This is a genomic window from Streptomyces sp. NPDC088553, from assembly GCF_044752965.1.
GTDB lineage: Bacteria > Actinomycetota > Actinomycetes > Streptomycetales > Streptomycetaceae > Streptomyces.
Genome location: NZ_JBIVMG010000005.1, coordinates 51,102 through 71,621, shown reverse-complemented (window position 1 = coordinate 71,621; position 20,520 = coordinate 51,102). Strand labels below are relative to the sequence as shown.

Genomic DNA, 20,520 nt, shown 5'->3' with positions numbered 1-20,520 from the left:
CGTCGTCAATTCGCTGGCGTCCGGCACATGAGATGCGTAAGTTACGAGAGCCGTAAGAGGGACTTACAGATAGCAGGGGGCCGGCCACACATGTCCATCGACTCGCTCAGACGATCAGCCAGTGCGACCGTCTCCGGCCTCCCCCAGGGCTTCTGGTGGCTGTGGCTGTCGACCCTGGTCAACCGGACCGGGGCTTTCGTCCTGACGTTCCTCTCCCTCTATCTGACGGTGGAGCTCGGGCACTCGGCGTGGTTCGCCGGACTCGTCGTCGCCCTCCACGGCCTCGGCGGCGTCGCCGGCTCCCCGCTCGGCGGCGCGCTCACCGACCGCTGGGGCCGCCGCCCCACCATGGTCACCATGCACCTCGCGGCCGCCGCGTCCGCCGCCGCCCTCGCCTTCGTCACCAGCGCCTGGGGCATCGCGACGGTCGTCCTCCTCATGGGCGTCGCCATGCAGGCCGTCCGCCCGTCCATCAACGCCACCATCGCCGACATGGTCCCCGCCCAGGACGTGCGCCGGGCCTACGCCCTCAACTACTGGGCCCTGAACCTCGGCTTCGCCATCGCCTCCATCGGAGGCGGCGCCGCGATCTTCCTCGGCTACCGGACGCTGTTCGTCGTCGACGCCGTCGCCACCACCCTGTGCGCCCTCATCGTCTTCCTCCGCCTTCCCGAGACCCGCCCCGAGGCCCGGACCGACAAGGCCGGCAAGCCGGTCGTCGAGGCCAAGGTCAGCATGCTGACCGTGCTGCGCGACGCGCCCTTCCGCACCCTGGTCCTCCTCAACCTCTTCGTCTGCCTCGTCTTCACCGCCCCCTGGATCGGCCTCCCCCTCACCATGGCGGACAAGGGCCTCTCCCCCTCGTCCTACGGCGTCGTCATCGCCGTGAACGGCATCGTGATCGTCGGCTTCCAGCTGCTGGTCAACAAGCTGACCGACAAGCGCTCCCCCGTCCTCCTGCTCACCCTCTCCTCCCTCCTCTTCGCCGTCGGCACCGGCGCCACGGCCCTCGCGGGCTCCTCCGTGGTGGCCTTCGCCGCGACCGTCGTCGTGTGGACCGTCGGCGAGATGATCCACGTGCCGACGAACGCCGCCGCCACCGCCCTCCTCGCCCCCGAGCACGCCCGCGGCCGCTACCAGGGCGTCATGGGCATGTCCTGGGCCGTCGCCGGTTTCGTCGCCCCGATCGGCGCCGGCGCCATCGTCGGCGGCCCCGGCCCGAACGTCCTCTGGGCGGCGACCTTCGCCATCGGCGTCCTCGCCGCCGTCGGCTACACGGTGCGGCTCCGCAAGGCCCTCGACGACGACACCGACATCGACCGTGACGCCGACAGCGGCAGCAGCACCGACGGCGGCAGCGCCGTCGACGCGGTCATCGATGCCGCCGTCGAGCCCGGCCTCGCCGTCGAGCCCGGCAAGGGCCTCGGCGACGTCGACCCCGCCGGGAAGTCCCCCGTCACCGCCTGACCCCGGGCTCCCTCCCGACGAGCCCGAACCCGCTCCCCTCCCCGCGCACTTCGGCGATGCCCGATCCGCCGAAGTGCGCGGGCACGACCAGCTCCCGCTCGTCGGCGGCCCGTTCGAGGATGCGACGGCGGCTCGCCGACGCCCCTCTCGGGTCCAGGCAGAAGCAGCTGTTGTGCGCGGGGTCGAGGATCTGTACGGGACTGTGCAGCAGGTCCCCGACGAAGACCGCCCGCTCCCCCGCCGACGCGAGCCTCAGCACGGCCGATCCGGGTGTGTGGCCGGGCGCGGACTCCAGGGTGAGGTGCTCGTCGAGGCGGTGGACGCCGTCCCAGAGGACGATCCGCCCCTCGCGGTGGAGGGGCGCGACGCTGTCCTCGTAGACGAACCGGTCGCTCCGGCTCCGGCCGCCGCCGTAGGCGTTGTCCGGCCCGAAGTGGGCGTCGTCCGCCGCCGGTACGAGGTACTCGGCGCGCGGGAAGGTCGGCACCCACTCCCCGCCGGTGCCGCCGCCACCCCCGCTGCCGCCGTCGGAACCGTCGGCGGCTCGGGTGTTCCAGCCGACGTGGTCGGCGTGGAGGTGGGTGTTGACGACGACGTCCACGTCCTCGGGGCGCACCCCGGCCCGCTCCAGGGCGCCGAGGAAGTCCCCCTGCCAGTGGTGGAACTGCGGCGCGCCGGGCCGCTCGCGCCCGTTGCCCACCCCGGTGTCGACCAGGATCGTCCGTCCCCCGCTGCGCAGCACCCACGTCTGCAGCGCCATCACCGCCCGGTCGCTCTCCGGGTCCCAGTGGTCCGGTGCCAGCCAGTCCTCGTTGTCCTTCCAGGTCTCCTCGCCGGCCGAGGGAACGAGCTCGCCGGCGGCCACGAACGGCCCCTGCCACTCGACGACCCGGATGACCTCGACGTCCCCCACCACCATGCGCTGTGCGCTCTCCTGTGTCATGCCGTCGACGTTAGGGAGCGCCGATGAGCCTCTCAATGCCCGTACGGCTCCACCGGATACGCGTACGTCTCACCGTGGGGCCCTCGGCCGCTCGGGCAGGGCTACGCTGGCGCGATGGACGTGGTGAGCGACGCGATCTCGGCCGTACGGGTCGGGCGGCCCTCCTCCCAGCGGGTGCGGGTCGCCGGGAGCTGGTGCACCCGCCTCGCCCCATACGACGGCGCGGGCTTCCACGTCGTCCTGGAGGGGCACTGCTGGCTGCTGCCCGACGGCGGCGACCCGGTCGAACTCGGCCCGGGCGACGCGGTCCTGCTGCCGCACGGGACCGGGCACGTGATCGCCGACAGGCCCGCCGACGCGGCGCGGCTCGCCCGCGCCGTGCCCTTCGAGCGGTGGCAGGCCTGGACCGGGGCGGGGCCGCGGAGGCCGGAGCCGCCCGCCGCCCCCGAGGACGGCGCGGCGGTCGAGATGCTGTGCGGCAAGTACCGGCTCGACCGCAGCCACGTCCACCCGCTCCTCGCGGAGCTCCCCCCGCTCGTCCATCTGCCCCACCGGGGCGACAGGGACGACCGGGCCGACGGCAGCGACGCCGGCGGCGGTCCCGGCGGCGCCGATCCCGGCCTCCGCTCCGCCATCGCCCTGCTCGGCCACGAGGTGGGCGAGCGGCTTCCCGGCTCCGGTGTCGCCCTGCCGAGCCTGCTCGACCTGCTCCTCGTCTACATGATCCGTTCCTGGACGGCCGAGAACGCCGCCCCTGAAAGCCGGGACGGCACGGCCGGCCCGCCCGGCACGGCCGGAACCTGGCCGGCCGCCCTCGGCGATCCGGTGACCGCCGCCGCCCTGCGGGCCCTGCACACCGACCCGGCCGCCCCCTGGACGATCGAACTCCTCGCGGCCGAGGCCGGGGTCTCCCGGCCCACCCTGGCCCGCCGTTTCACCGCCCTCGTCGGCCGGCCCCCGATGGCGTACCTCACCTGGTGGCGGCTCACCCGCGCCGCCGCCCTGCTCCGGGACACCCCCGACCCGTTGGCCGCCGTCGCCCGACGCGTCGGCTACAGCACGCCGTACGCCCTCTCGCACGCCTTCCGCCGGGAGTTCGGCACGACCCCGGGGCAGTACCGGGCGGGCCTGGCCGCGGCTACCGCCGACTGAGCGCGCGCTGCGCCTCGTACAGGTTCGCCGGTCGCACCGCGCCCGGGCTGCCGTACGCCTCCGCGCGCGCGTGGAGCTCGCCCGTGAAGTCCGGTACGTCGATCTGGTCGAACTCGCGGACCTCGCTGATGCCGACGGTCGCGCTGTACGGGGCGATGGTGTCGATCTTCACCAGGCCGGCCCGGCCGTTCGTCACCGTCACGTTCCAGTGGGCGAACCGGGCCCCGTAGAGGGGTCCGGCGGAGGCGTCCCCGCCGTGCCGGCCGTCGTTCTCGACCGTGATCTCGGTCCGTACGTTCGCGAAGGGCATGCCCCGGTGGGTGTCGAAGGTGCCCATCTCCATCACCCCGCGCGACCAGACGTTGTGGCTGGACAGGCCCTCGACGTTGATGCCGTGGAGCTGGGTGCCGGCCGGCGCCGGGACCGTGCGGGCCGTGATGCGGAAGTCCTCGACCAGGTTGTCGTGCGCGCCCTCCCGGCAGAAGTACGGGTGGTGGGAGCCGCGGCCCTCCACCCGGGTGCGGCGCAGGGTGCAGGCGGAAGCGGCGACGAGCCCGAAGCCGTTGTCGACGTGCCGGACCACCACGTCCTCCGCCCAGCAGTCGTACGCGCACTGGAAGGCGACGCCGTTGTAGCCCTTGTCCAGGAGGTGCGGGGACTGCGGGGTCTCCACCGCCTCCAGGGTCAGACCCACCACCCCGGAGTTCGTGAGCGCCTCCGCCCCCGCGATGAGCCGGGGGTCCCACTCCGGGCGCGCGTCGAGCGGGAGCGGGCGCTCCAGGGTGACCGTCCGGCCGCGGACGGCGGTGATCCGCACGGGCCACTCGTAGGGGACGTAGCTGGTCAGCTTGGTCTTGTCGGCCCAGACGTACGCCTGCGGGCCCGCGCCGTCGCCCGCCATGTGCTCCAGGAGCGTGTGGTCGGCGTCGTCGGCGAGGCGGAGGACGACGAGTTGCCCGCGCCGGAGGACGGAGGGGTCGTCGACCGTGACCGTGCGGTCGCCCCGGCGGCCCGGGCGGACGGTCGTCAGGGTGCTCCACTCGTCGCGCCGGTTGCCGGTCCAGCCCTCGAAGGGCCAGGCCCGGTCCCGTATCGCGGCGACGAGGGAGGCGTGCCGGGCCTGCGGGGAGAGCCAGATCAGGCCGCCGGCCCAGGACCAGGAGGACTTGTCGCCGCCGTAGCGGGAACCGTAGGGGCCGATCAGTTCGGTGAGGTGCCGGGTGGCGAGCAGTCTCGTACGGCCGGAGCCGGCGCCGCGCAGGACGACGCCGCTGTGGCCGATCCGCAGGTAGTCGTCGATCCGGTACGTGCCCGGCGGCAGGAGGACCGTGCCGCCGCCGCGCTCCCCCGCCTCCGCGAGGGCGCGGTTGATGGCGGGCGCCGAGTCGGTCGAGCCGTCGGGGGCGGCCCCGTGGGCGAGGACGTCGGCGACGACGCGGGGGCGGGGTGCGCGGCGGGCGCCGCCGTGGGCGCCGGCCCGGCCCACGTACGGGATCTGGGGGTGGGTGTAAGGAGCGGCCTCGAACTCCCGCCAGAGCACCGCGGGGCGGCTGGGGGAAGCGAAGCCGGTGGTGCCCAGTGCCGCGGTCGTGGCTCCCGCGACGGCCACCGCGCCGCCGACGAACTGCCTTCTGCTCAGTGCCATGCCCCTGAACCTTTCATGTATATGAACGGCGTTCAGATCTGCGTCGGGCGTGAGCATGGCACTGGAAGCCTCTTGCGGGAAGAGGTCAGTTGGAGGGTTTCTGGGTCAGGTTCTTGAACGCGTCGAGGTTCCGGGTCGACTCGCCGCGCGAGACCCGCCACTCGTACTCACGCCGGATCGCCGACGCGAAACCCAGCTCCAGGAGCGTGTTGAAGTCGCCGTCCGCCGCCTCCAGGACCGAGCCGAGGAGCCGGTCCAGCTCCTCGGGGGTCACGGCGGAGAGCGGCAGCTTGCCGGCCAGGTAGATGTCGCCGAGGCCGTCGACCGCGTAACTCACCCCGTACAGCCTGAGGTTGCGTTCGAGGAGCCAGCGGTGGACACCGGCCTCGTTCTCGTCGGGGTGGCGGATGACGAAGGCGTTGAGGGAGAGCGAGTGGCGTCCGACGCGCAGCGAAAGCGTGGTGAAGAGCTTGCGCGTGCCGGGGAGCTTGACCACGTAGGAGCCCGGTTCGGGCGACTCCCACTCCAGTTCCGCGTCCTTGAACGTGTCCTCGACGGTCCGCCGGACGTCCTCAAGATCAGACATGGTGGGAGCGTACGCGACGGCGGTTCTCGCGCAGCCGATGGTCGTGCACGGCGGCCGTGTACACATCCGCCGTGCCCGAGGCCGCCGTGTCCCAGCCGAACGACCCGGCGTGCAGCGCCGCGGCCGCGCCCATCCGCTCCGAGAGCGACGGGTCCGCGACGAAGCGGCCGAGCGCCCGGGCGTAGTCCACCGGGTCGTGCCCCTGGACGAGGAAGCCGGTCACGTCGTCCCGTACGGCCACGGGCAGACCGCCCACCGCCGCCGCGACGACCGGGGTGCCGGCCGCCTGCGCCTCGATCGCGACCAGTCCGAAGGACTCGCTGTACGACGGCATGACGAGGACGCTGGCCGCGCGGAACCAGTCGGCGAGCCGGTCCTGGCCCACCGGCGGGTGGAAGCGCACGATGTCCGCTATGCCCAGCCGGGCGGCCAGCTTCTGCAGCCCCTCCGGCTTCGCCAGGCCGCTACCGCTCGGGCCGCCGACCACAGGAACGATCATGCGCGAGCGCAGCGAGGGGTCCCGGTCGAGGAGCTCGGCGGCGGCCCGCAGCAGGATGTCCGGGGCCTTCAGCGGCTGGATGCGGCCGGCGAAGACGGGGATGAAGGCGTCCCGCGGCAGCCCGAGCCGGGCGCGCGCGGCGGCCCGGCCGTCGGCCGGGCGGAAGTGGTCGAGATTGACGCCCGGGTGGACGACCGCGATCTTGCCGGGGTCCGCGTCGTAGAAACGGGCGAGCTCGTCGGCCTCCTCGGCCGTGTTCGCGATCAGCCGGTCGGCGGCGTCGACGATCTGCGTCTCGCCGATCACCCGGGCCGCGGGCTCGGGGGTGTCGCCCTCGGCGAGCGCCGCGTTCTTGACCTTCGCCATGGTGTGCATGGCGTGGACGAGCGGGACGCCCCAGCGCTGGGCGGCCAGCCAGCCGACGTGGCCGGAGAGCCAGTAGTGGGAGTGGACCAGGTCGTAGTGGCCGGGCCGGTGCCCCGCCCAGGCCTGCATCACGCCGTGCGTGAAGGCACAGAGCTGGGCCGGCAGCTCCTCCTTGGCCAGGCCCTCGTACGGGCCGGCGTCGACGTGCCGGACGAGGACGCCGGGGGTGAGCTCGACGACCGGCGGGAGGCCACCGGTGGTGGCCCGGGTGAAGATCTCGACCTCGATGTCGATGGCGGCGAGACGTTTCGCCAGCTCGACGATGTAGACGTTCATGCCGCCCGCGTCGCCCGTGCCGGGCTGGTGCAGCGGAGAGGTGTGGACGCTGAGCATGGCCACGCGGCGCGGGGTGCGGCTCCGGCCGGGGAGCCGGAGCCGGGCCGGAGCCGGGTGCCGGTGCCGGGTACCGGCGAACCGGGACACGTACTGGCTCACGTCGGCGGTCCTTCCGCTCGGGGGCGAACGCATCGGGTCCGACACGTCCGGGCTGAGCACGTCGGGCTGAACAAGTCGAACAGGTCGGGCCGGGCAGGTCGACCCGGACGGGTCGGCCGAGCTCGGCGCCGTGGGCATGACGGCGGGAGGGCGTGGTGCGCCCTCCGGCCGGGACAACACCGGAACGGACCCTTTCATTTCCATCGCCGACACCGCTTTGCCAATTCATTACCGGGGCGCGTCACCCCCCACCCCCACCCCGTAACCTTTCGGCATGGCCCCGCGCACCACCCGACCCGTCGGCACACCGACCCGCGGGACCACCAACCCCAACCGTCTGCGCCGCATGGACCGCTGGATCGCCGCCGTCCACGGGCCCGCCCTGCGCCGCTCCCCCGAGCCGCCGCTCGCCGTGGACCTCGGATACGGGGCCGCCCCCTGGACCGCCGTCGAGCTCCTCGCCCGGCTGCGCACCGCCGAACCCCGCACCCGGCTCTACGGCATCGAGATCGAGCCCGCCCGCGTCGAGGCCGCGAAGCCGTACGAGCACGAGGGCCTCTCCTTCCTGCACGGCGGCTTCGAGGTGCCCGTCCCCGGCCGGGTCGCGCTGATCCGGGCGGCGAACGTGCTGCGCCAGTACGACGAGGAGCGGGTCGCGGCCGTCTGGGAGCGGCTGTGCGGGCGGCTCGCCCCGGGCGGACTGCTCGTGGAGGGCACCTGCGACGAGATCGGGCGTCGGCACGTCTGGGTCGCGCTCGACGGGAGCGGGCCGCGGACGGTGACCTTCGCGACCCGGCTCGGCTCGCTGGACCGGCCGTCGGACCTGGCGGAGCGGCTGCCGAAGGCGCTGATCCACCGCAATGTGCCGGGTGAGCCGGTGTACGCGTTCCTGCGGGACTTCGACCGGGCGTGGGCGGCGGCGGCCCCGTACGCCTCGCTCGGCGCGCGGCAGCGGTGGATCCGCTCGGCCCGCGACCTGGCGGCGGACTGGCCGCTGACGGACGGTCCCCGGCGGTGGCGCCAGGGCGAGGTGACGGTGCGGTGGGAGGCGCTGGCGCCTCGGGGGTGAGAGGGCGGCGACCCGGGGGTGGGGCTCCGGTGGGGGCGGCGGCGCCTCGGGGGGCGGGGCTCCGGTGGGGGCGGCGGCGCCTCGGGAGTGACTGAACGAGACCTCGCTTTTCCCAACGGCCGCTGAATTTCCCGTACGTCGGGAACGCCACGCACGTATCCCTCGTCCCCCCTGGGGGGAGCGGGCCCGACAGGCCCCGGTTTCCCCTGTTGCTTTACGGTTTCGCATGGCACTATCGCCAAGGTCACCACAAGTTACTGACGGTAAATCAGATTTGGTCACTCGAGGGGGAGCTCGTGAACCGACGCCGCCACGCCACCGCCGCGATCACCATGATCTGCGCCTTGACCGTGCTGGCCTCGCCCGCGCTGACCCTGCAGGCCTCCGCCGCGCCGCTCCCGCCGCCTCCTCCGAAGAAGAGCCTGGAGGAGGTGCGCGTGGAGATAGACACCCTGTACCGGCAGGCCGCCGTCGCCACCGACGCGTACAACCTCGCGGAGGAGAAGACGAAGGAGCAGTCCGCCGAGATCGTCCGGGTCGCCCTGATGATCGTGGAGGGCCGCGAGAAGATCGAGGCCCTCAAGGCCAAGGCCGGCGCCACCGCCCGCGCCCAGTACCGCAACGGCGGGCTCCCCGACGGCGCGCAGCTCGTCCTCACGAACGACCCCCAGCTCTTCCTCGACAACGCGGGACGCCTCAAGGCCGGGGCGAAGGCCACCACGGACCTGCTCGGTGAAATGACTCGCACCCAGGCCCAGTTGGACGTCTACGCCAAGGACGCGGGCGTGAACTGGACGAAGCTGGAGGCCAACCGCGTGCGGCAGGCCCAGGCGAAGAAGGAGATCGACGGCAAGATCACCGCCGCGAAGAAGCTGGAGTCCGAACTCGCCGCCGAGGAGCGGGAGCGGCTGCGCCGGCTCGAGGAGCTGGCACTGTCCAGGGCCCAGACGACCTGGCTCGGCACCGGTGTCCTCGCCGGGCTCAAGGGGGACACGACGCCGGCGGCGAAGAAGGCGATCGAGTTCGCGACCGCGCAGATCGGCAAGCCGTACGTGTGGGGAGCGGAGGGACCGGACTCGTACGACTGCTCGGGACTGACCCAGCTCGCCTGGGGCACGGCGGGCCGGCCGATCCCGCGCACCTCGCAGGAGCAATGGCGCCTGCTGCCGCGCGTGGACATCAAGGACATGCGGCCCGGCGACCTGATCGTCTACTTCAAGGACGCGAGCCACATCGGGATGTACGTCGGAGACGGCACGATCGTCCACGCGCCGCGCCCCGGCCGGGACGTGACGCTCGCGGGGGCGGGCTCGATGGAGATCCTGGGCGTCGTCCGCCCGACGTGACGGGTCGCCGTGCGCGGAGTGACGGGGGACAGCGCGTCGCCCTCCCCCTCCCTCCTCCAGGTTCTCCCGACGTGACGGAGTCCACGCGCGGCGGCGGAACCGCGGGCGCCGCCCCGGCGTGACCTTTCTCATTGCCTCGGGGGCACCCTGTCGGCCGTACGAGGGCAAGTACCTCCCCTTCCGCGGCATATGCCAATCGAGACGCGGACGCCGACCCACTGATCGCCATTCCGCTGCGCACCGCCCTACCGCTAGGGTCCGGGACGGGCGGGACGCCACCCGGCGCCCTGCGCACCCTCGGGGGGAGGGAAGGAAACCCGGACCGATGCCCGTATCCGTACCGCGTCAGAGAAACGTCTCTGCCGTTGCGGGACCCGGCGACGTCGCCACTACGGACGCCACCGCCATGGACGCCACCGCTATGACAGGCACAGTCACAGGCACCGATCGCACCGATCTCACTCTCCTGGTCGTCGAGGACGACCCGGCGGGTGCCCTCGCCGTACCCGAACTGCTCGACGCGGCCGACGCCGCCGGCACCCGGGTCCGCATCCGTACCGCCCGCAATCTCACCGAGGCCGAGCGGCTCCTCACCGACGACGTCCACTGCATCCTCGTCGACCTGTCCCTGCCCGGCCCCCGCGCCGCCGCGGGCGACGACCCGCTCGCCCCGCTGCGGCACATCCTGCGGCTCGCCCCGCGCCACGCCGTCCTCGCGCTCGCGGCCTCCGCCGATGCCGAGCTGGCGGCCGAGGCCGTACGCGTCGGAGCCCAGGACCACCTCTTCCGGGAGGAGCTCGACGGGCGGCTGCTCAGCCGGGCCATCCGGTACGCGGTCGAGCGCAAGCGCGCCGACGCCGTCCAGGTGAAGCTCGCCGAGTCCCGGCTGCGCGCCCAGGAGAACGCCCGCCTGGAGCGCGGACTGCTCCCCACGCCGCTCCTGGAGGGCTCCGACCTCCGGTTCGCCGCCCACTACCGGCCCGGCCGCTCGCGCGCCCTGCTCGGCGGCGACTTCTACGACGTGGTCCGTACGCCCGACGGCACCGTCCACGCCATGATCGGCGACGTCTGCGGCCACGGCCCCGACGAGGCCGCGCTCGGCGTCGAGCTGCGGATCGCCTGGCGGGCCCTGACCTTCGCGGGGCTGTGCGGGGACGAGCTGCTCTCCACGATGCAGCAGGTCCTGGAGCACGAGCGGGAGAGCGAGGAGATCTTCGCGACCCTCTGCACCGTCGACATCGCGCCCGACGGCCGCCGCGCGGGCCTGTGCCTGGCCGGGCACCCGTCGCCGCTGATCGCCCGGCAGGGGCGGGCGGCACGGCTGCTGCCGTACGAGGACGGCGGCCCGGCTCTCGGACTGCTGCCGCGCGCCCGCTGGCCGCGCCGGCAGGTGGAGCTCGGCGGGGCGTGGAGCCTGCTCATGTACACGGACGGACTGATCGAGGGCCGCTCGGCCGGGCCCGGCTCGCCCCGGCTCGGCCAGGACGGGATGGTCGACATGATCAACCGGCAGCTGGCCTCGGGCCTGCGGGGCGACGAGCTCCTGGAGGCCGCGGTGACGGAGGTCCGGTCCCTGAACGGCGGCGAGCTGACGGACGACGTCGCGGTCCTGGCCCTGGAAAGGGACAGGGCCCGGGGATGACCCGGGCCCTGCTGTCGCGCTCGTGCTGTCGCCGCTCGCGGCGAGCGCCTAGCGGCCGCCGTTGTAGGGGCCGTACGGCCCGTCGCTGCTGGAGCCGCCGCCCCGTCGGCCGCCTCCGCCACCCGACACCTGCTGGAGCGCCGGGCGGACGTCGACCATGAAGACGATGGCCGCGATCACGCCCGCGATCTGCAGGAACAGCATCGGGAACAGCAGATTCAGGGCGAGGTTGATGCCCAGGACGATCAGCCAGAACTTCTTCGTCTGCTTCTCGGCGGCGCGGTAGGCGTCCTCGCGCGCCATGGCGGCGAAGACGAGCGCGGCGACGGCGAAGCCGGTGAAGACCAGGAACATCACCAGGGAGAGGAGGGAGTCGAATCCCGCGCGCAACATGCTGAGCACCGCCTAGGAAAGAGGGAAAGAGCGCCTCGCGGTCAAGGTACCCGGTTCAACGCACCAGGTACCCGTATTGGTGCCCGGTACTACTCCTTCTCGGCGGCGACGGCCGCCTTCTTCGCGGGAGCCTTGCGGGCGGTGGTCTTCCGGGCGGGCGCCTTCTTGGCCTCGGCGGGCTCGGCGGAGGCCTCCACGGGCTCCTCGGCCTTGTTCTCCTCGGCCTTGCTCTCCTCCGGCTCGACGACGACGGCGATCTCGACGATCTCCTCGGCGACCTCCCCGCGCCAGGCCTTGACGGCCTCCTCGCCGTGGGCGGCGACCTCCTCGTACTTCTCGCGCGCCTTCACGGCGTACTCGGCGGCGACGCCGACGCCGCGCAGGGCGAGGTCCTGGGCGGTCTCGCCGAGCTTCTTGAGGTCCGTGTCGAGACCGCCGACGACATCGGCGAGCTTCGACTGCACGGTGGCCTGGGCCTCCTTGGCCTGCGCGGTCACCTTCTCCTGCACGGCCTTGGGGTCGGTGTTCCGCACGGCCTCGATGCGGGCGGGCGCCTCGGCGGCGATCTGCTCGATCAGGCCGGGAACCTTCTTGGCCTGCTGCACGGCGAGGTCCGCGGTGCCGGCGGCGAAGTAGAGAGGGGTACGCAGTTCGTCGATGATGGCCATGCTGGTGGTCCTCCCGGTGGTGACGTACGAGCGAGCGCTGGGCTCAGGGCGGTCAGGCATCGGGCGCGTCGGCGGGCCGCTCGGCGGCCGCGGCGGGGGCGCCCGCGGGGGTCTCGGTGGTTCTGGCGGCCTGGTCGGCCTCGGCGGTTCGGGCGGCCTGGGCGGCCGCCGCGGCCGCCTCGGCGGCGTTCTCCTTGCGGAACGAGTCGTAGATCTGGAGCAGCACCTGCTTCTGCCGCTCGTTGATCGAGGGATCGGCGAGGATGACGGCGCGCGTCTCCAGCTCCTCCCGCTCCTTCTCGTCGAGGATCCCGGCCCGTACGTAGAGCGTCTCGGCGGAGATCCGCAGCGCCTTCGCGACCTGCTGCAACACCTCGGCGCTGGGCTTCCGCAGCCCCCGCTCGATCTGGCTCAGGTACGGGTTCGACACACCGGCGGCGTCGGCGAGCTGCCGCAGGGAGAGCTGCGCGGTCCGCCGCTGTTCGCGGAGGTACTCACCGAGATTGCCGACGTTGAGCGATGCCATGCTCCGACCATGCCAGCCTTTGCTAACTATTGCAAGCATCCGCTTGCAAGAGTCGCCCCCGCTCGGCGACCGCACCGGTCCACACCGGTCCGCCCTCCCCGCACCCGCACGGAGGCCCCGTAATCCCCGTGATCTTCGCGGTCGCTGCTGCGAGACTGGGCCGCATGGAGACGACGACGGGGCGCTTCCGGGTGGCGGTCAGGGAGTGGGCGGCCGATGGCGCGGAGGCGTCGGCGGCCGCCGCGGTCGCGCGCGAACTCGCGGCCGGCACCGGGCTGCGTACGGCCGTGCTCGTGGAGGGGGTCAGCGACCACGTCGCGCTCGACGCGCTCGCGGCCCGTCACGGCCGCTCCCTCGACGCCGAGGGCATCGCCGTCGTTCCGCTCGGCGGCGCGACCAACATCGGCAGATTCGTGCATCTGCTCGGACCCCAGGGGCTCGGCGTCCCGCTGGCGGGCCTCTGCGACGCCGGCGAGGAGGGCCACTTCTCGCGCGCGCTCGAACGCGAGGGACTCGGCCACGACCTCGCGCGCGCCGACATGGAGCCGCTCGGCTTCTACGTGTGCGTCGCCGACCTCGAGGAGGAGCTGATCCGCTCCCTCGGCGCCGAGTCGGTGCAGCGGGTCGTCGACGCTCAGGGCGACCTGCGGGCCTTCCGCATCTTCCAGAAGCAGCCCGCCCAGCGGGAGCGCGAGGTCGAGCGGCAGCTGCGGCGCTTCATGGGCACCATCAGCGGCCGCAAGAGCCAGTACGCCCGCTCGCTCGTCGACGCCCTCGACCTCGCCGAGGTGCCCCGACCGCTGGACCGCCTGCTCGCACACGTGTCCGCGTCCACGTCCACGTCCACGAGCTGAGGCATCCGCGCCCCGCCGCCCCCTCAGGCCGTCGGGGTGTCGAAGCGGCGGCGGGCCGTCTCGATGGCGCCGAGGTACTGGTGGGTCCAGTCGCACATGCCGCCGATCGTCGCCTGGAGCGCCCGGCCCGGCGCCGTGAGGGTGTACTCGACGCGGGGCGGGATCTCGGGGTGCACGGTCCGGTCGATCAGGCCGTAGCGCTCCAGCATGCGCAGGTTCTGGCTGAGCATCTTGTGGCTGATGCCCTCGATCTCGTTCCGCAGCTCGCTGAAGCGCAGGGTGCGCTCACCGAGCCGTTCGACGATCAGGAACGCCCACTTGTTGGCGAGGTCGGAGAAGATCTCCCGCGCGAGGGAGTCCGCGCGCCGCAGGTCCGCGTCTTCGGGCGAGCCGCTGTACTGCTTGGTCACCATCAGGTTCCCCAGTCACCGAAAAGTGCGTTCTTCCATGTCAGCGGCCACTCTCCTACGGTTCCCGAGTCACCACAAGAGACCGCGTTCGCGTCCGCTCTCCCCCGGAGGAACCCCATGGCCATCACCCTCGTGAACCCCGACGGACTGCCCGCCGTCGACGTCTACCGCCAGGTGTCGGTCGCGACCGGCTCGAAGCTGGTCTTCCTCGCCGGCCAGGTCGCCTGGGACGCGGACGGCGGCACCGTCGGCGTCGGCGACCTCGCCGCCCAGGTCGAGCGGTGCTACCTCAACGTCGGCACCGCCCTCGCCGGCGTCGGCGCCTCCTTCGACGACGTCGCCAAGCTGACCGTGTACGCCGTCGACTGGACCCCCGACAAGATGCCCCTGCTCATGGAGGGGATCGCCCGGGCGGCCGCCCGGCTCGGCGTCACCCCCGTGCCGCCCGCCACCCTGATCGGCGTCGCCGCGCTCGACGTGCCCGAGCACCTCGTCGAGGTCGAGGCCACGGCCGTCGTCGACTGAGACCGCCGGACGCGCCGGACGCGCCCCGCGCCCCTCCTGTCCCGCCGTGCCATGCTGGTGGGCGTGGAGCTGGAGGACCTGGTACGGCTGCGCCGGGCGCGGGACGTGATGGATCGCGACTACGCGCTGCCGCTCGACGTACCCGCGCTCGCCTCCGTCGCCCTCATGTCGACCGGGCACTTCGCCCGCAGCTTCCGCGCCGCCTACGGCGAGTCCCCGTACAGCTATCTCATGACCCGCCGCGTCGAACGGGCCAAGGCACTGCTCCGGCGGGGTGACATGAGCGTCACGGACGTCTGCTTCGCCGTCGGGTGCACCTCGCTCGGGTCCTTCAGCTCCCGCTTCACCGAACTCGTCGGCGAGACGCCGTCGGCCTACCGGGCCCGCCGCCACGAGGACGGGGCCGCGATCCCGGCGTGCGTCGCGAAGGTCCGTACGCGGCCGGTCCGCAGGACCTGAGCCGCCGAGCCACGGCCCTGCGGCCCTGCGGCCCATCGATCAGTTCCGGAGAAGCGGAATCCTGCGGTCCGCCGTAGCTTCGAAGGCATGAACGTCAAGCTCTCGCAGTGCTTCATCGCAGTCGACGACCACGACAAGGCCCTCGCCTTCTACCGCGACGCCCTCGGCCTCGAAGTGCGGAACGACGTCGGTTTCGAGGGGATGCGCTGGGTGACCGTCGGGTCCCCCGCGCAGCCGGACGTGGAGATCGTCCTCGAACCGCCGCTGGCCGACCCCAACGCCTCCCCCGCCGACCGGCAGGCGGTGGCCGAGCTGCTCGCCAAGGGCATGCTGCGCGGCGTGATCTTCTCCACCGAGGACGTCGACGCCACCTTCGAACACGTCCGGGCGGCCGGCGGCGAGGTCCTCCAGGAGCCGGTCGACCAGCCGTACGGCGTCCGCGACTGCGCCTTCCGCGACCCGGCGGGCAACATGCTGCGCTTCACCCAGCCCCGCGCCTCGTAGCACCCCGAACGTCCCCGAACCCCCTGCCGGCCTCCGCCGCCCGTGCCACGACGGGCCGGGGCACCCGGGGCGGGCGAGAGCGCCCGCCCCCGGCCCGACTCCCGCTCAGGCGTGGCAGCGCAGCATCACCAGCGGCGGGTGGGCGAGGAGGTCCGCCCAGAAGTCCTCGCCGAACTCCTTGACGCCCTCGTCCGACACCTCCAGCGGCACCCACTCCACGTCCCGGAACCCGGCAGCCCGCAGGCACTCCTCGTAGACCTCGCGGCGCGGGACCGTGCCGATGATGCTGATCGGCTCCGGGTCGAGGAGCGCCGTGACCCGGACGCGCGGACCCGCCTCGGCCTCCTCGCCCGTCGGCTCGCAGCGGAAGCCGTACGTGGGCAGGGACGCGCAGTCGAAGCGGTAGTCGGGCCGCTGGGCGAGCACGAAGAACTCGCCGCCCGGCAGCAGGTTCCGGTGGATGCGGCGGCACATCCGCTCCATCCCCGCGATGTCCTCGGCGTAGTTGAGACACTGAACGCCGAGCGCGATGTCGAACTTCCGGTCCAACAAGGGAAGTTCGGCCACGTCGCCGACCTCGTAGCGCATGCCGCCCAGCGGGTCGCGCTGCTCGAACTCCCGCGCAGCGGCGATCATCTCGACGGAGATGTCGACGCCGAAGACCTCCGTGGCGCCGCGCCGCCTGAACTCCCGGCTGTAGAAGCCGGTTCCGCACGCCAGGTCGAGGACCGACCTTCCGCTGACGTCCCCGACCATGCCCAGGAAGCTGGGCACCTCCCCGTACCGCATCAGGGGGAGGGACTTGAAGCCCTCGAACGCCTCGCCGATTCCGTCGTACTGCTGCCGCACGCCCATATGGCGCCCCCTCGTGTCCTTCGTCGTGTGGTTCCGAAGTCCTGCGCGCCCGTCGAGTCTGCGCCGCCGCACCCCGTCCGCCGTACTGGCGGAAGACACGAGAGGTCGGCGGGGTGATCCTCGTATCACCCAACACCCTTCGACAGAAGGGTGGTTGGATCGCAGGTCACCCCACCCAGCCGGCGAGCGTCCGGAAGTCCGCGGCCGTGAGCCCCTGCCGGGGATCCACCCGGTGGAGCAGCGCGCGGCCGGGGTGGTGGGCGGCCACCCAGTCACGGTCGGCCGCGCCGATCTCGTCGTCGACCCAGGCGAACGGCCGCCCGCCGGCCCAGGCCACGAGGCCGGGCACCTTCCAATGCACTCCCGGCGTGGGCTCGGGCCCGTCCTCGGGCCACCGAACCAGCGGCAGCGCCGCCAGCCCGAGCCGCGACGCGACCCAGGCGTTCGCGTCGTCCTCCCAGGTCGTCGCCCAGACGAGTGCGTACGGGAGTGCCTCGAGCCGCGGCCCCTGCGCGGGATCGAGCCGTGCGAGGAGCGGGCTCACGGACGGGGGCGGCGGCGGTGCGTACGTCGGGTACTCCCGCCCGCTCGCCCCGAAGGGGATCAGCGGACCGTCGACGTCCAGGAAGAGCAGGGGGGTCGTCATGGGTCCATCCTGGCCCGGCGGCCGCCCCCGTCCGTCCTGGCCCGGCGCGCCCACCCCCGCCCATCCTGGCCCAGCGCCCACCCCCGTCCGTCCCGGCTCGGCGGCCACGCCCCCCATTCGTCCACTTCGCGATAATCCGCGACGGATCGATCCTCGTTACCCTTGCAGGCATGACAGCCATGGCACCCACCCGCACCGAGCCCGACCTCTCCTACCTCCTCGATCACACCAGCCACGTCCTGCGGACCCGGATGACCGCCGCGCTCGACGCGATCGGGCTCACCCCCCGGATGCACTGCGTTCTCGTCCACGCCCTGGAGGAGGAGCGCACCCAGGCGCAGCTCGCGGAGATCGGGGACATGGACAAGACGACCATGGTCGTCACCGTCGACGCCCTGGAGAAGGCGGGGCTCGCCGAGCGGCGGCCATCGAGCACCGACCGGCGCGCGCGGATCATCGCCGTGACCGAGGCGGGGGTCGAGGTCGCCGCGGAGAGCCAGAAGATCGTCGACGGCGTCCACGAGAGCGCCCTCGCCTCCCTCCCCGACGACACGCGCACCGCCCTCCTGAGGGCCCTGAACCTGCTGGTCACCGGCCACCTGGAGACACCGGTGGAGAGCCCGAGGCCGGCCCGCCGGGCCCGTCAGCGCGGCTGAACCGGAAGCGCGACCACCCTCACTCGTTCCGTAAAAAATAGTCCGCAACAAAACCTTCTGCTAACGTCACTCCTGTCGGCTCCACCGAACAGGAGTGATCCCCGTGCCCACGTCCCCCGTGCCCACGCCCCCCGCACCCACATCCCCGCGCACCCCCTCCCGCCGGCTCGCCCTCGGCGTCCTCGCCACCGGCATGCTCATGACGGTCCTCGATGGCAGCATCGTCACCGTCGCGATGCCCGCCATCCAGAGCGACCTCGGCTTCACCCCCGTCGGCCTCAGCTGGGTCGTCAACGCCTACCTGATCGCCTTCGGCTCGCTCCTCCTCCTCGCCGGCCGCCTCGGCGACCTGATCGGCCGCAAGCGGATGTTCCTCGCGGGCACCGGGATCTTCACCGCCGCCTCCCTCCTCGCCGGAGTCGCCACCTCCCCCGGCGTCCTCATCGCCGCCCGCTTCCTCCAGGGCGTCGGCAGCGCGATGTCCTCCGCCGTCGGCCTCGGCATCCTCGTCACGCTCTTCACCGTGCCGCGCGAACGGGCCCGCGCCATCGCCGTGTTCAGCTTCACCGGCGCCGCCGGCGCCTCCCTCGGCCAGGTCCTCGGCGGCATCCTCACCGACGCCCTCACCTGGAACTGGATCTTCTTCATCAACCTGCCCATCGGCCTCGCCACCCTCCTCGTGGCCCTCCGCGCCCTCCCCTCCGACCAGGGCCTCGGGCTCAGGGCCGGCGCCGACGTCCTCGGCGCGGTGCTCGTCACGACCGGCCTCATGACCGGGATCTACGCGGTCGTCAAGATCGAGGAGTACGGGGCCGGCTCGGCGCACACCCTCGGCCTGGGGGCCCTCGCGCTCGCCCTCCTCGCCGCCTTCCTCGTCCGCCAGGCGAAGACCGCCAACCCGCTCATGCCGCTGCGGATCCTCCGCTCGCGCAGCGTCTCCGGCGCCAACGCCGTCCAGATGCTGATGGTCGCAGCGCTCTTCTCCTTCCAGATCCTCGTCGCGCTCTACCTGCAGAAGGTCCTCGGGTACGGGGCCGCGGAGACGGGTCTCGCGATGCTGCCCGCCGCGGCCGTCATCGGCGCCGTCTCCCTCGGCGTCTCGGCCCGCCTCATCGCCCGCTTCGGCGAGCGGAACGTCCTGCTCACCGGCCTCGTCCTGCTCGTCGGCGTCCTCGGCCTGCTGGCCCGCGTGCCCGTCCACGCCTCCTACACCACCGACCTGCTCCCCGTGATGCTGCTCGCCGCCGGCTTCGGCCTGGCGCTCCCCGCCCTCACCTCGCTCGCCATGTCGGGCGCCGAGGAGAAGGACGCGGGCCTCGCCTCCGGACTCTTCAACACCACCCAGCAGATCGGCATGGCCCTCGGCATCGCCGTCCTCTCCACCCTGGCCGCCACCCGCACCGAGTCGCTCACCGCGGCCGGCCGGCCCGCCGCCGAGGCCCTGACCGGCGGCTACCACCTGGCGTTCGCCGTCGGCGCCGGTCTCCTGCTCGCCGCCCTGGCCCTCGCCTTCACCGTCCTGCGCCGCCCCGGGAAGCCGGGGTCGCCGGGAACCCCGCAGCGGACCTCGAGGAAGAGGAAGGCCAAGTCCCCCGCGACAATGGCGGCATGAGAGCCGACCGACTCGTCGCCGCCCTCCTCTTCCTCCAGACCCGGCAGCGCGTCACCGCCGCCGAACTGGCCGCGGAACTGGACGTGTCCGAGCGCACCGCACGCCGGGATCTCGAAGCTCTCGCGAGCTCCGGGATCCCGGTGTACTCGCAGGCCGGCCAGGGCGGCGGCTGGTCCCTCGTCGGCGGAGCCCGTACCGATCTGAGCGGTCTCACCGCCCCCGAGATCCGCGCGCTCTTCCTCCTGACCGGACCGGACACCGACGCCGACCCCCGGACCCGGACCGCCCTGCGGAAGCTCGTACGGGCCCTCCCCGCGACCCTCCGGGAAGGCGCCGAGGCGGCGGCCCGCGCCGGTGTCTCCGACGGCACGGACTGGGCGGGCACGGAGACGGACGAGGCTCGACTCGCCCCGCTCCAGCGGGCGGTGGTCGACGCGCGGGAGGTCAGGATCGGCTACGCCCGCCCCGGCCGGGAGCCCCGCGAGCGCACCGTCCAGCCGCTCGGCATCGCCGCGAAGTCCGGGGTCCGCTACCTCGTCGCCGGCACCGAGCACGGCCTGCGGACCTTCCGGATCGGCCGCGTCACCTCCGTCACCGAGACCGGCGCCCCCGCCGTACGCCCCGACGGCTTCGACCTCCCCACCGCCTGGCGCGCGCTCGCCGCCCGCATGGAGGACCGGATGGTCGCCGCGACGGTACGGGGCCGGGCCGCCCCCGGCACGGAGCCGGTCCTGGAGGGCCTGCTCGGCGGGCGCATACGGTACGGGGAACGCGCCGCGGACGGCTGGGCGCCGTTCGAGGCCGACGGGCCGTCCCCCGAGGTGGTCGCCGCCCGACTGGCCGGCCTCGGCGCCCGCGTGGAACTCCTCGACCCGCCGCAGGCACGTGCGGCCCTCGCCCGCGTCGGAACCGAACTCACCCTGCTGTACGGGCGGCCGGCGCCGCCGGACAGTCCGGTACCGGCGCCGTCGGACAGTCCGGTACCGGCGCCGTCGGACAGTCCGGTACCGGCGCCGCCAGGCACTCCGGAAGCGCCGCCTCGTGGACCAGGGTCAGCCGTGACACCGCCCGTGTGAGCGCCACGTACAGCCGGTTCCGCCCCCGCGCCTCGGCCGCCACGATCGCGGGCGCCGGGACATCACCCGCTTCGGACTGCACACGGCCACGCTCGACGACGTCTTCCTGGCCCTCACCGCCGAGAA

Annotated in this window: 22 protein-coding genes; 12 read left to right on the top strand and 10 right to left on the bottom strand. The window is 73.2% G+C overall.

Annotated features, from left to right (window positions below; all coding sequences use genetic code 11):
• The first annotated feature begins 90 nt into the window (after nucleotides 1-90).
• A complete protein-coding gene (locus tag ACIP8Z_RS17025; protein ID WP_402084024.1) occupies nucleotides 91-1,467 on the top strand; it encodes an MDR family MFS transporter in 1,377 nt (458 codons plus the stop codon).
• Here ACIP8Z_RS17025 and ACIP8Z_RS17020 read toward each other — a convergent pair.
• Nucleotides 1,457-2,410: an MBL fold metallo-hydrolase gene (locus ACIP8Z_RS17020; protein WP_402084022.1), complete on the bottom strand. Its 954-nt coding sequence runs from the start codon at nucleotides 2,408-2,410 to the stop codon at nucleotides 1,457-1,459. The genes ACIP8Z_RS17025 and ACIP8Z_RS17020 overlap by 11 nt on opposite strands.
• A gap of 114 nt (nucleotides 2,411-2,524) precedes the next feature.
• Between ACIP8Z_RS17020 and ACIP8Z_RS17015 the strand changes: the two genes are divergently transcribed.
• The gene (locus ACIP8Z_RS17015; protein WP_402084020.1) at nucleotides 2,525-3,562 is read left to right on the top strand and encodes an AraC family transcriptional regulator; all 1,038 of its coding nucleotides are present in this window, start codon (nucleotides 2,525-2,527) and stop codon (nucleotides 3,560-3,562) included.
• Here ACIP8Z_RS17015 and ACIP8Z_RS17010 read toward each other — a convergent pair.
• The 3 genes from ACIP8Z_RS17010 to mshA all read right to left on the bottom strand — a co-directional run bounded on the left by ACIP8Z_RS17010 (nucleotide 3,549) and on the right by mshA (nucleotide 7,153).
• The gene (locus ACIP8Z_RS17010; protein WP_402084017.1) at nucleotides 3,549-5,207 is read right to left on the bottom strand and encodes a glycosyl hydrolase family 28-related protein; all 1,659 of its coding nucleotides are present in this window, start codon (nucleotides 5,205-5,207) and stop codon (nucleotides 3,549-3,551) included. The genes ACIP8Z_RS17015 and ACIP8Z_RS17010 overlap by 14 nt on opposite strands.
• An 85-nt stretch (nucleotides 5,208-5,292) precedes the next feature.
• Nucleotides 5,293-5,793 (bottom strand): YbjN domain-containing protein, encoded by a 501-nt coding sequence (locus tag ACIP8Z_RS17005; RefSeq protein WP_319311200.1) that lies wholly within the window; start codon nucleotides 5,791-5,793, stop codon nucleotides 5,293-5,295.
• Nucleotides 5,786-7,153, bottom strand: coding sequence for a D-inositol-3-phosphate glycosyltransferase (gene mshA, locus ACIP8Z_RS17000; protein WP_319311202.1), 1,368 nt, complete (start codon nucleotides 7,151-7,153; stop codon nucleotides 5,786-5,788). The genes ACIP8Z_RS17005 and mshA overlap by 8 nt, the downstream gene beginning before the upstream one ends.
• Nucleotides 7,154-7,427: 274 nt before the next feature.
• Here mshA and ACIP8Z_RS16995 point away from each other — a divergent pair, with 274 nt between their 5' ends.
• The 3 genes from ACIP8Z_RS16995 to ACIP8Z_RS16985 all read left to right on the top strand — a co-directional run bounded on the left by ACIP8Z_RS16995 (nucleotide 7,428) and on the right by ACIP8Z_RS16985 (nucleotide 11,210).
• On the top strand, nucleotides 7,428-8,222 hold the full coding sequence (locus ACIP8Z_RS16995) for a class I SAM-dependent methyltransferase (protein WP_402084014.1): 795 nt from the start codon (nucleotides 7,428-7,430) through the stop codon (nucleotides 8,220-8,222).
• A 296-nt stretch (nucleotides 8,223-8,518) separates the two neighbouring features.
• On the top strand, nucleotides 8,519-9,568 hold the full coding sequence (locus ACIP8Z_RS16990; protein WP_402084011.1) for an NlpC/P60 family protein: 1,050 nt from the start codon (nucleotides 8,519-8,521) through the stop codon (nucleotides 9,566-9,568).
• 406 nt (nucleotides 9,569-9,974) lie between these two features.
• Nucleotides 9,975-11,210 carry a PP2C family protein-serine/threonine phosphatase gene (locus tag ACIP8Z_RS16985; RefSeq protein WP_055600519.1) on the top strand — a complete coding sequence of 412 codons (1,236 nt, stop codon included), beginning with the start codon at nucleotides 9,975-9,977 and terminating at the stop codon, nucleotides 11,208-11,210.
• Between the two features lie 48 nt (nucleotides 11,211-11,258).
• Here the strand turns inward: ACIP8Z_RS16985 and ACIP8Z_RS16980 are convergent, their stop codons facing one another.
• The 3 genes from ACIP8Z_RS16980 to ACIP8Z_RS16970 all read right to left on the bottom strand — a co-directional run bounded on the left by ACIP8Z_RS16980 (nucleotide 11,259) and on the right by ACIP8Z_RS16970 (nucleotide 12,797).
• A complete protein-coding gene (locus ACIP8Z_RS16980) occupies nucleotides 11,259-11,603 on the bottom strand; it encodes a DUF2516 family protein (protein ID WP_319311209.1) in 345 nt (114 codons plus the stop codon).
• Nucleotides 11,604-11,692: 89 nt separating this feature from the next.
• Entirely contained in the window at nucleotides 11,693-12,271 is a 579-nt protein-coding gene (locus ACIP8Z_RS16975; protein WP_402084008.1) for a hypothetical protein, read from the bottom strand.
• Nucleotides 12,272-12,323: 52 nt separating this feature from the next.
• On the bottom strand, nucleotides 12,324-12,797 hold the full coding sequence (locus tag ACIP8Z_RS16970) for a helix-turn-helix domain-containing protein (RefSeq protein WP_402084005.1): 474 nt from the start codon (nucleotides 12,795-12,797) through the stop codon (nucleotides 12,324-12,326).
• Nucleotides 12,798-12,961: 164 nt separating this feature from the next.
• Here ACIP8Z_RS16970 and ACIP8Z_RS16965 point away from each other — a divergent pair, with 164 nt between their 5' ends.
• Complete coding sequence (locus ACIP8Z_RS16965) at nucleotides 12,962-13,651, top strand: TOPRIM nucleotidyl transferase/hydrolase domain-containing protein (RefSeq protein WP_402084003.1); 690 nt, start codon at nucleotides 12,962-12,964, stop codon at nucleotides 13,649-13,651.
• A 23-nt stretch (nucleotides 13,652-13,674) separates the two neighbouring features.
• On the opposite strand, the gene ACIP8Z_RS16960 is transcribed toward ACIP8Z_RS16965, so the two are convergent.
• Nucleotides 13,675-14,064: a winged helix-turn-helix transcriptional regulator gene (locus ACIP8Z_RS16960; protein ID WP_402084001.1), complete on the bottom strand. Its 390-nt coding sequence runs from the start codon at nucleotides 14,062-14,064 to the stop codon at nucleotides 13,675-13,677.
• Nucleotides 14,065-14,178: 114 nt separating this feature from the next.
• Between ACIP8Z_RS16960 and ACIP8Z_RS16955 the strand changes: the two genes are divergently transcribed.
• From ACIP8Z_RS16955 to ACIP8Z_RS16945, 3 genes are all read left to right on the top strand, one after another.
• Nucleotides 14,179-14,586, top strand: a complete 408-nt coding sequence (locus ACIP8Z_RS16955; RefSeq protein WP_402083998.1) for a RidA family protein — start codon at nucleotides 14,179-14,181, stop codon at nucleotides 14,584-14,586.
• A gap of 63 nt (nucleotides 14,587-14,649) precedes the next feature.
• Nucleotides 14,650-15,045, top strand: a complete 396-nt coding sequence (locus ACIP8Z_RS16950) for a helix-turn-helix transcriptional regulator (RefSeq protein WP_319311220.1) — start codon at nucleotides 14,650-14,652, stop codon at nucleotides 15,043-15,045.
• Nucleotides 15,046-15,132: 87 nt separating this feature from the next.
• Nucleotides 15,133-15,549 (top strand): VOC family protein, encoded by a 417-nt coding sequence (locus ACIP8Z_RS16945; RefSeq protein ID WP_319311222.1) that lies wholly within the window; start codon nucleotides 15,133-15,135, stop codon nucleotides 15,547-15,549.
• Nucleotides 15,550-15,654: 105 nt separating this feature from the next.
• Here ACIP8Z_RS16945 and ACIP8Z_RS16940 read toward each other — a convergent pair whose 3' ends face one another.
• Nucleotides 15,655-16,404 (bottom strand): class I SAM-dependent methyltransferase, encoded by a 750-nt coding sequence (locus ACIP8Z_RS16940; protein ID WP_402083994.1) that lies wholly within the window; start codon nucleotides 16,402-16,404, stop codon nucleotides 15,655-15,657.
• A gap of 166 nt (nucleotides 16,405-16,570) precedes the next feature.
• Complete coding sequence (locus tag ACIP8Z_RS16935; protein ID WP_402083992.1) at nucleotides 16,571-17,050, bottom strand: hypothetical protein; 480 nt, start codon at nucleotides 17,048-17,050, stop codon at nucleotides 16,571-16,573.
• A gap of 170 nt (nucleotides 17,051-17,220) precedes the next feature.
• Between ACIP8Z_RS16935 and ACIP8Z_RS16930 the strand changes: the two genes are divergently transcribed.
• The 3 genes from ACIP8Z_RS16930 to ACIP8Z_RS16920 all read left to right on the top strand — a co-directional run bounded on the left by ACIP8Z_RS16930 (nucleotide 17,221) and on the right by ACIP8Z_RS16920 (nucleotide 20,394).
• On the top strand, nucleotides 17,221-17,706 hold the full coding sequence (locus ACIP8Z_RS16930; protein WP_402083990.1) for a MarR family winged helix-turn-helix transcriptional regulator: 486 nt from the start codon (nucleotides 17,221-17,223) through the stop codon (nucleotides 17,704-17,706).
• A gap of 193 nt (nucleotides 17,707-17,899) precedes the next feature.
• Entirely contained in the window at nucleotides 17,900-19,318 is a 1,419-nt protein-coding gene (locus ACIP8Z_RS16925) for an MFS transporter (protein WP_402085272.1), read from the top strand.
• On the top strand, nucleotides 19,315-20,394 hold the full coding sequence (locus ACIP8Z_RS16920; RefSeq protein ID WP_402083988.1) for a WYL domain-containing protein: 1,080 nt from the start codon (nucleotides 19,315-19,317) through the stop codon (nucleotides 20,392-20,394). Before ACIP8Z_RS16925 ends, ACIP8Z_RS16920 begins: the two co-directional genes overlap by 4 nt.
• Nucleotides 20,395-20,520 lie beyond the last annotated feature (126 nt).

Coding starts and splice junctions, on each gene's coding strand:
- ACIP8Z_RS17025 (WP_402084024.1), top strand. CDS start 91: ATGTCCATCGACTCGCTCAGACGATCAGCCAGTGCGACCGTCTCCGGC.
- ACIP8Z_RS17020 (WP_402084022.1), bottom strand. CDS start 2,410: ATGACACAGGAGAGCGCACAGCGCATGGTGGTGGGGGACGTCGAGGTC.
- ACIP8Z_RS17015 (WP_402084020.1), top strand. CDS start 2,525: ATGGACGTGGTGAGCGACGCGATCTCGGCCGTACGGGTCGGGCGGCCC.
- ACIP8Z_RS17010 (WP_402084017.1), bottom strand. CDS start 5,207: ATGGCACTGAGCAGAAGGCAGTTCGTCGGCGGCGCGGTGGCCGTCGCG.
- ACIP8Z_RS17005 (WP_319311200.1), bottom strand. CDS start 5,793: ATGTCTGATCTTGAGGACGTCCGGCGGACCGTCGAGGACACGTTCAAG.
- ACIP8Z_RS16995 (WP_402084014.1), top strand. CDS start 7,428: ATGGCCCCGCGCACCACCCGACCCGTCGGCACACCGACCCGCGGGACC.
- ACIP8Z_RS16985 (WP_055600519.1), top strand. CDS start 9,975: ATGGACGCCACCGCTATGACAGGCACAGTCACAGGCACCGATCGCACC.
- ACIP8Z_RS16980 (WP_319311209.1), bottom strand. CDS start 11,603: ATGTTGCGCGCGGGATTCGACTCCCTCCTCTCCCTGGTGATGTTCCTG.
- ACIP8Z_RS16975 (WP_402084008.1), bottom strand. CDS start 12,271: ATGGCCATCATCGACGAACTGCGTACCCCTCTCTACTTCGCCGCCGGC.
- ACIP8Z_RS16970 (WP_402084005.1), bottom strand. CDS start 12,797: ATGGCATCGCTCAACGTCGGCAATCTCGGTGAGTACCTCCGCGAACAG.
- ACIP8Z_RS16965 (WP_402084003.1), top strand. CDS start 12,962: ATGGAGACGACGACGGGGCGCTTCCGGGTGGCGGTCAGGGAGTGGGCG.
- ACIP8Z_RS16960 (WP_402084001.1), bottom strand. CDS start 14,064: ATGGTGACCAAGCAGTACAGCGGCTCGCCCGAAGACGCGGACCTGCGG.
- ACIP8Z_RS16955 (WP_402083998.1), top strand. CDS start 14,179: ATGGCCATCACCCTCGTGAACCCCGACGGACTGCCCGCCGTCGACGTC.
- ACIP8Z_RS16945 (WP_319311222.1), top strand. CDS start 15,133: ATGAACGTCAAGCTCTCGCAGTGCTTCATCGCAGTCGACGACCACGAC.
- ACIP8Z_RS16940 (WP_402083994.1), bottom strand. CDS start 16,404: ATGGGCGTGCGGCAGCAGTACGACGGAATCGGCGAGGCGTTCGAGGGC.
- ACIP8Z_RS16935 (WP_402083992.1), bottom strand. CDS start 17,050: ATGACGACCCCCCTGCTCTTCCTGGACGTCGACGGTCCGCTGATCCCC.
- ACIP8Z_RS16930 (WP_402083990.1), top strand. CDS start 17,221: ATGACAGCCATGGCACCCACCCGCACCGAGCCCGACCTCTCCTACCTC.
- ACIP8Z_RS16925 (WP_402085272.1), top strand. CDS start 17,900: ATGCTCATGACGGTCCTCGATGGCAGCATCGTCACCGTCGCGATGCCC.
- ACIP8Z_RS16920 (WP_402083988.1), top strand. CDS start 19,315: ATGAGAGCCGACCGACTCGTCGCCGCCCTCCTCTTCCTCCAGACCCGG.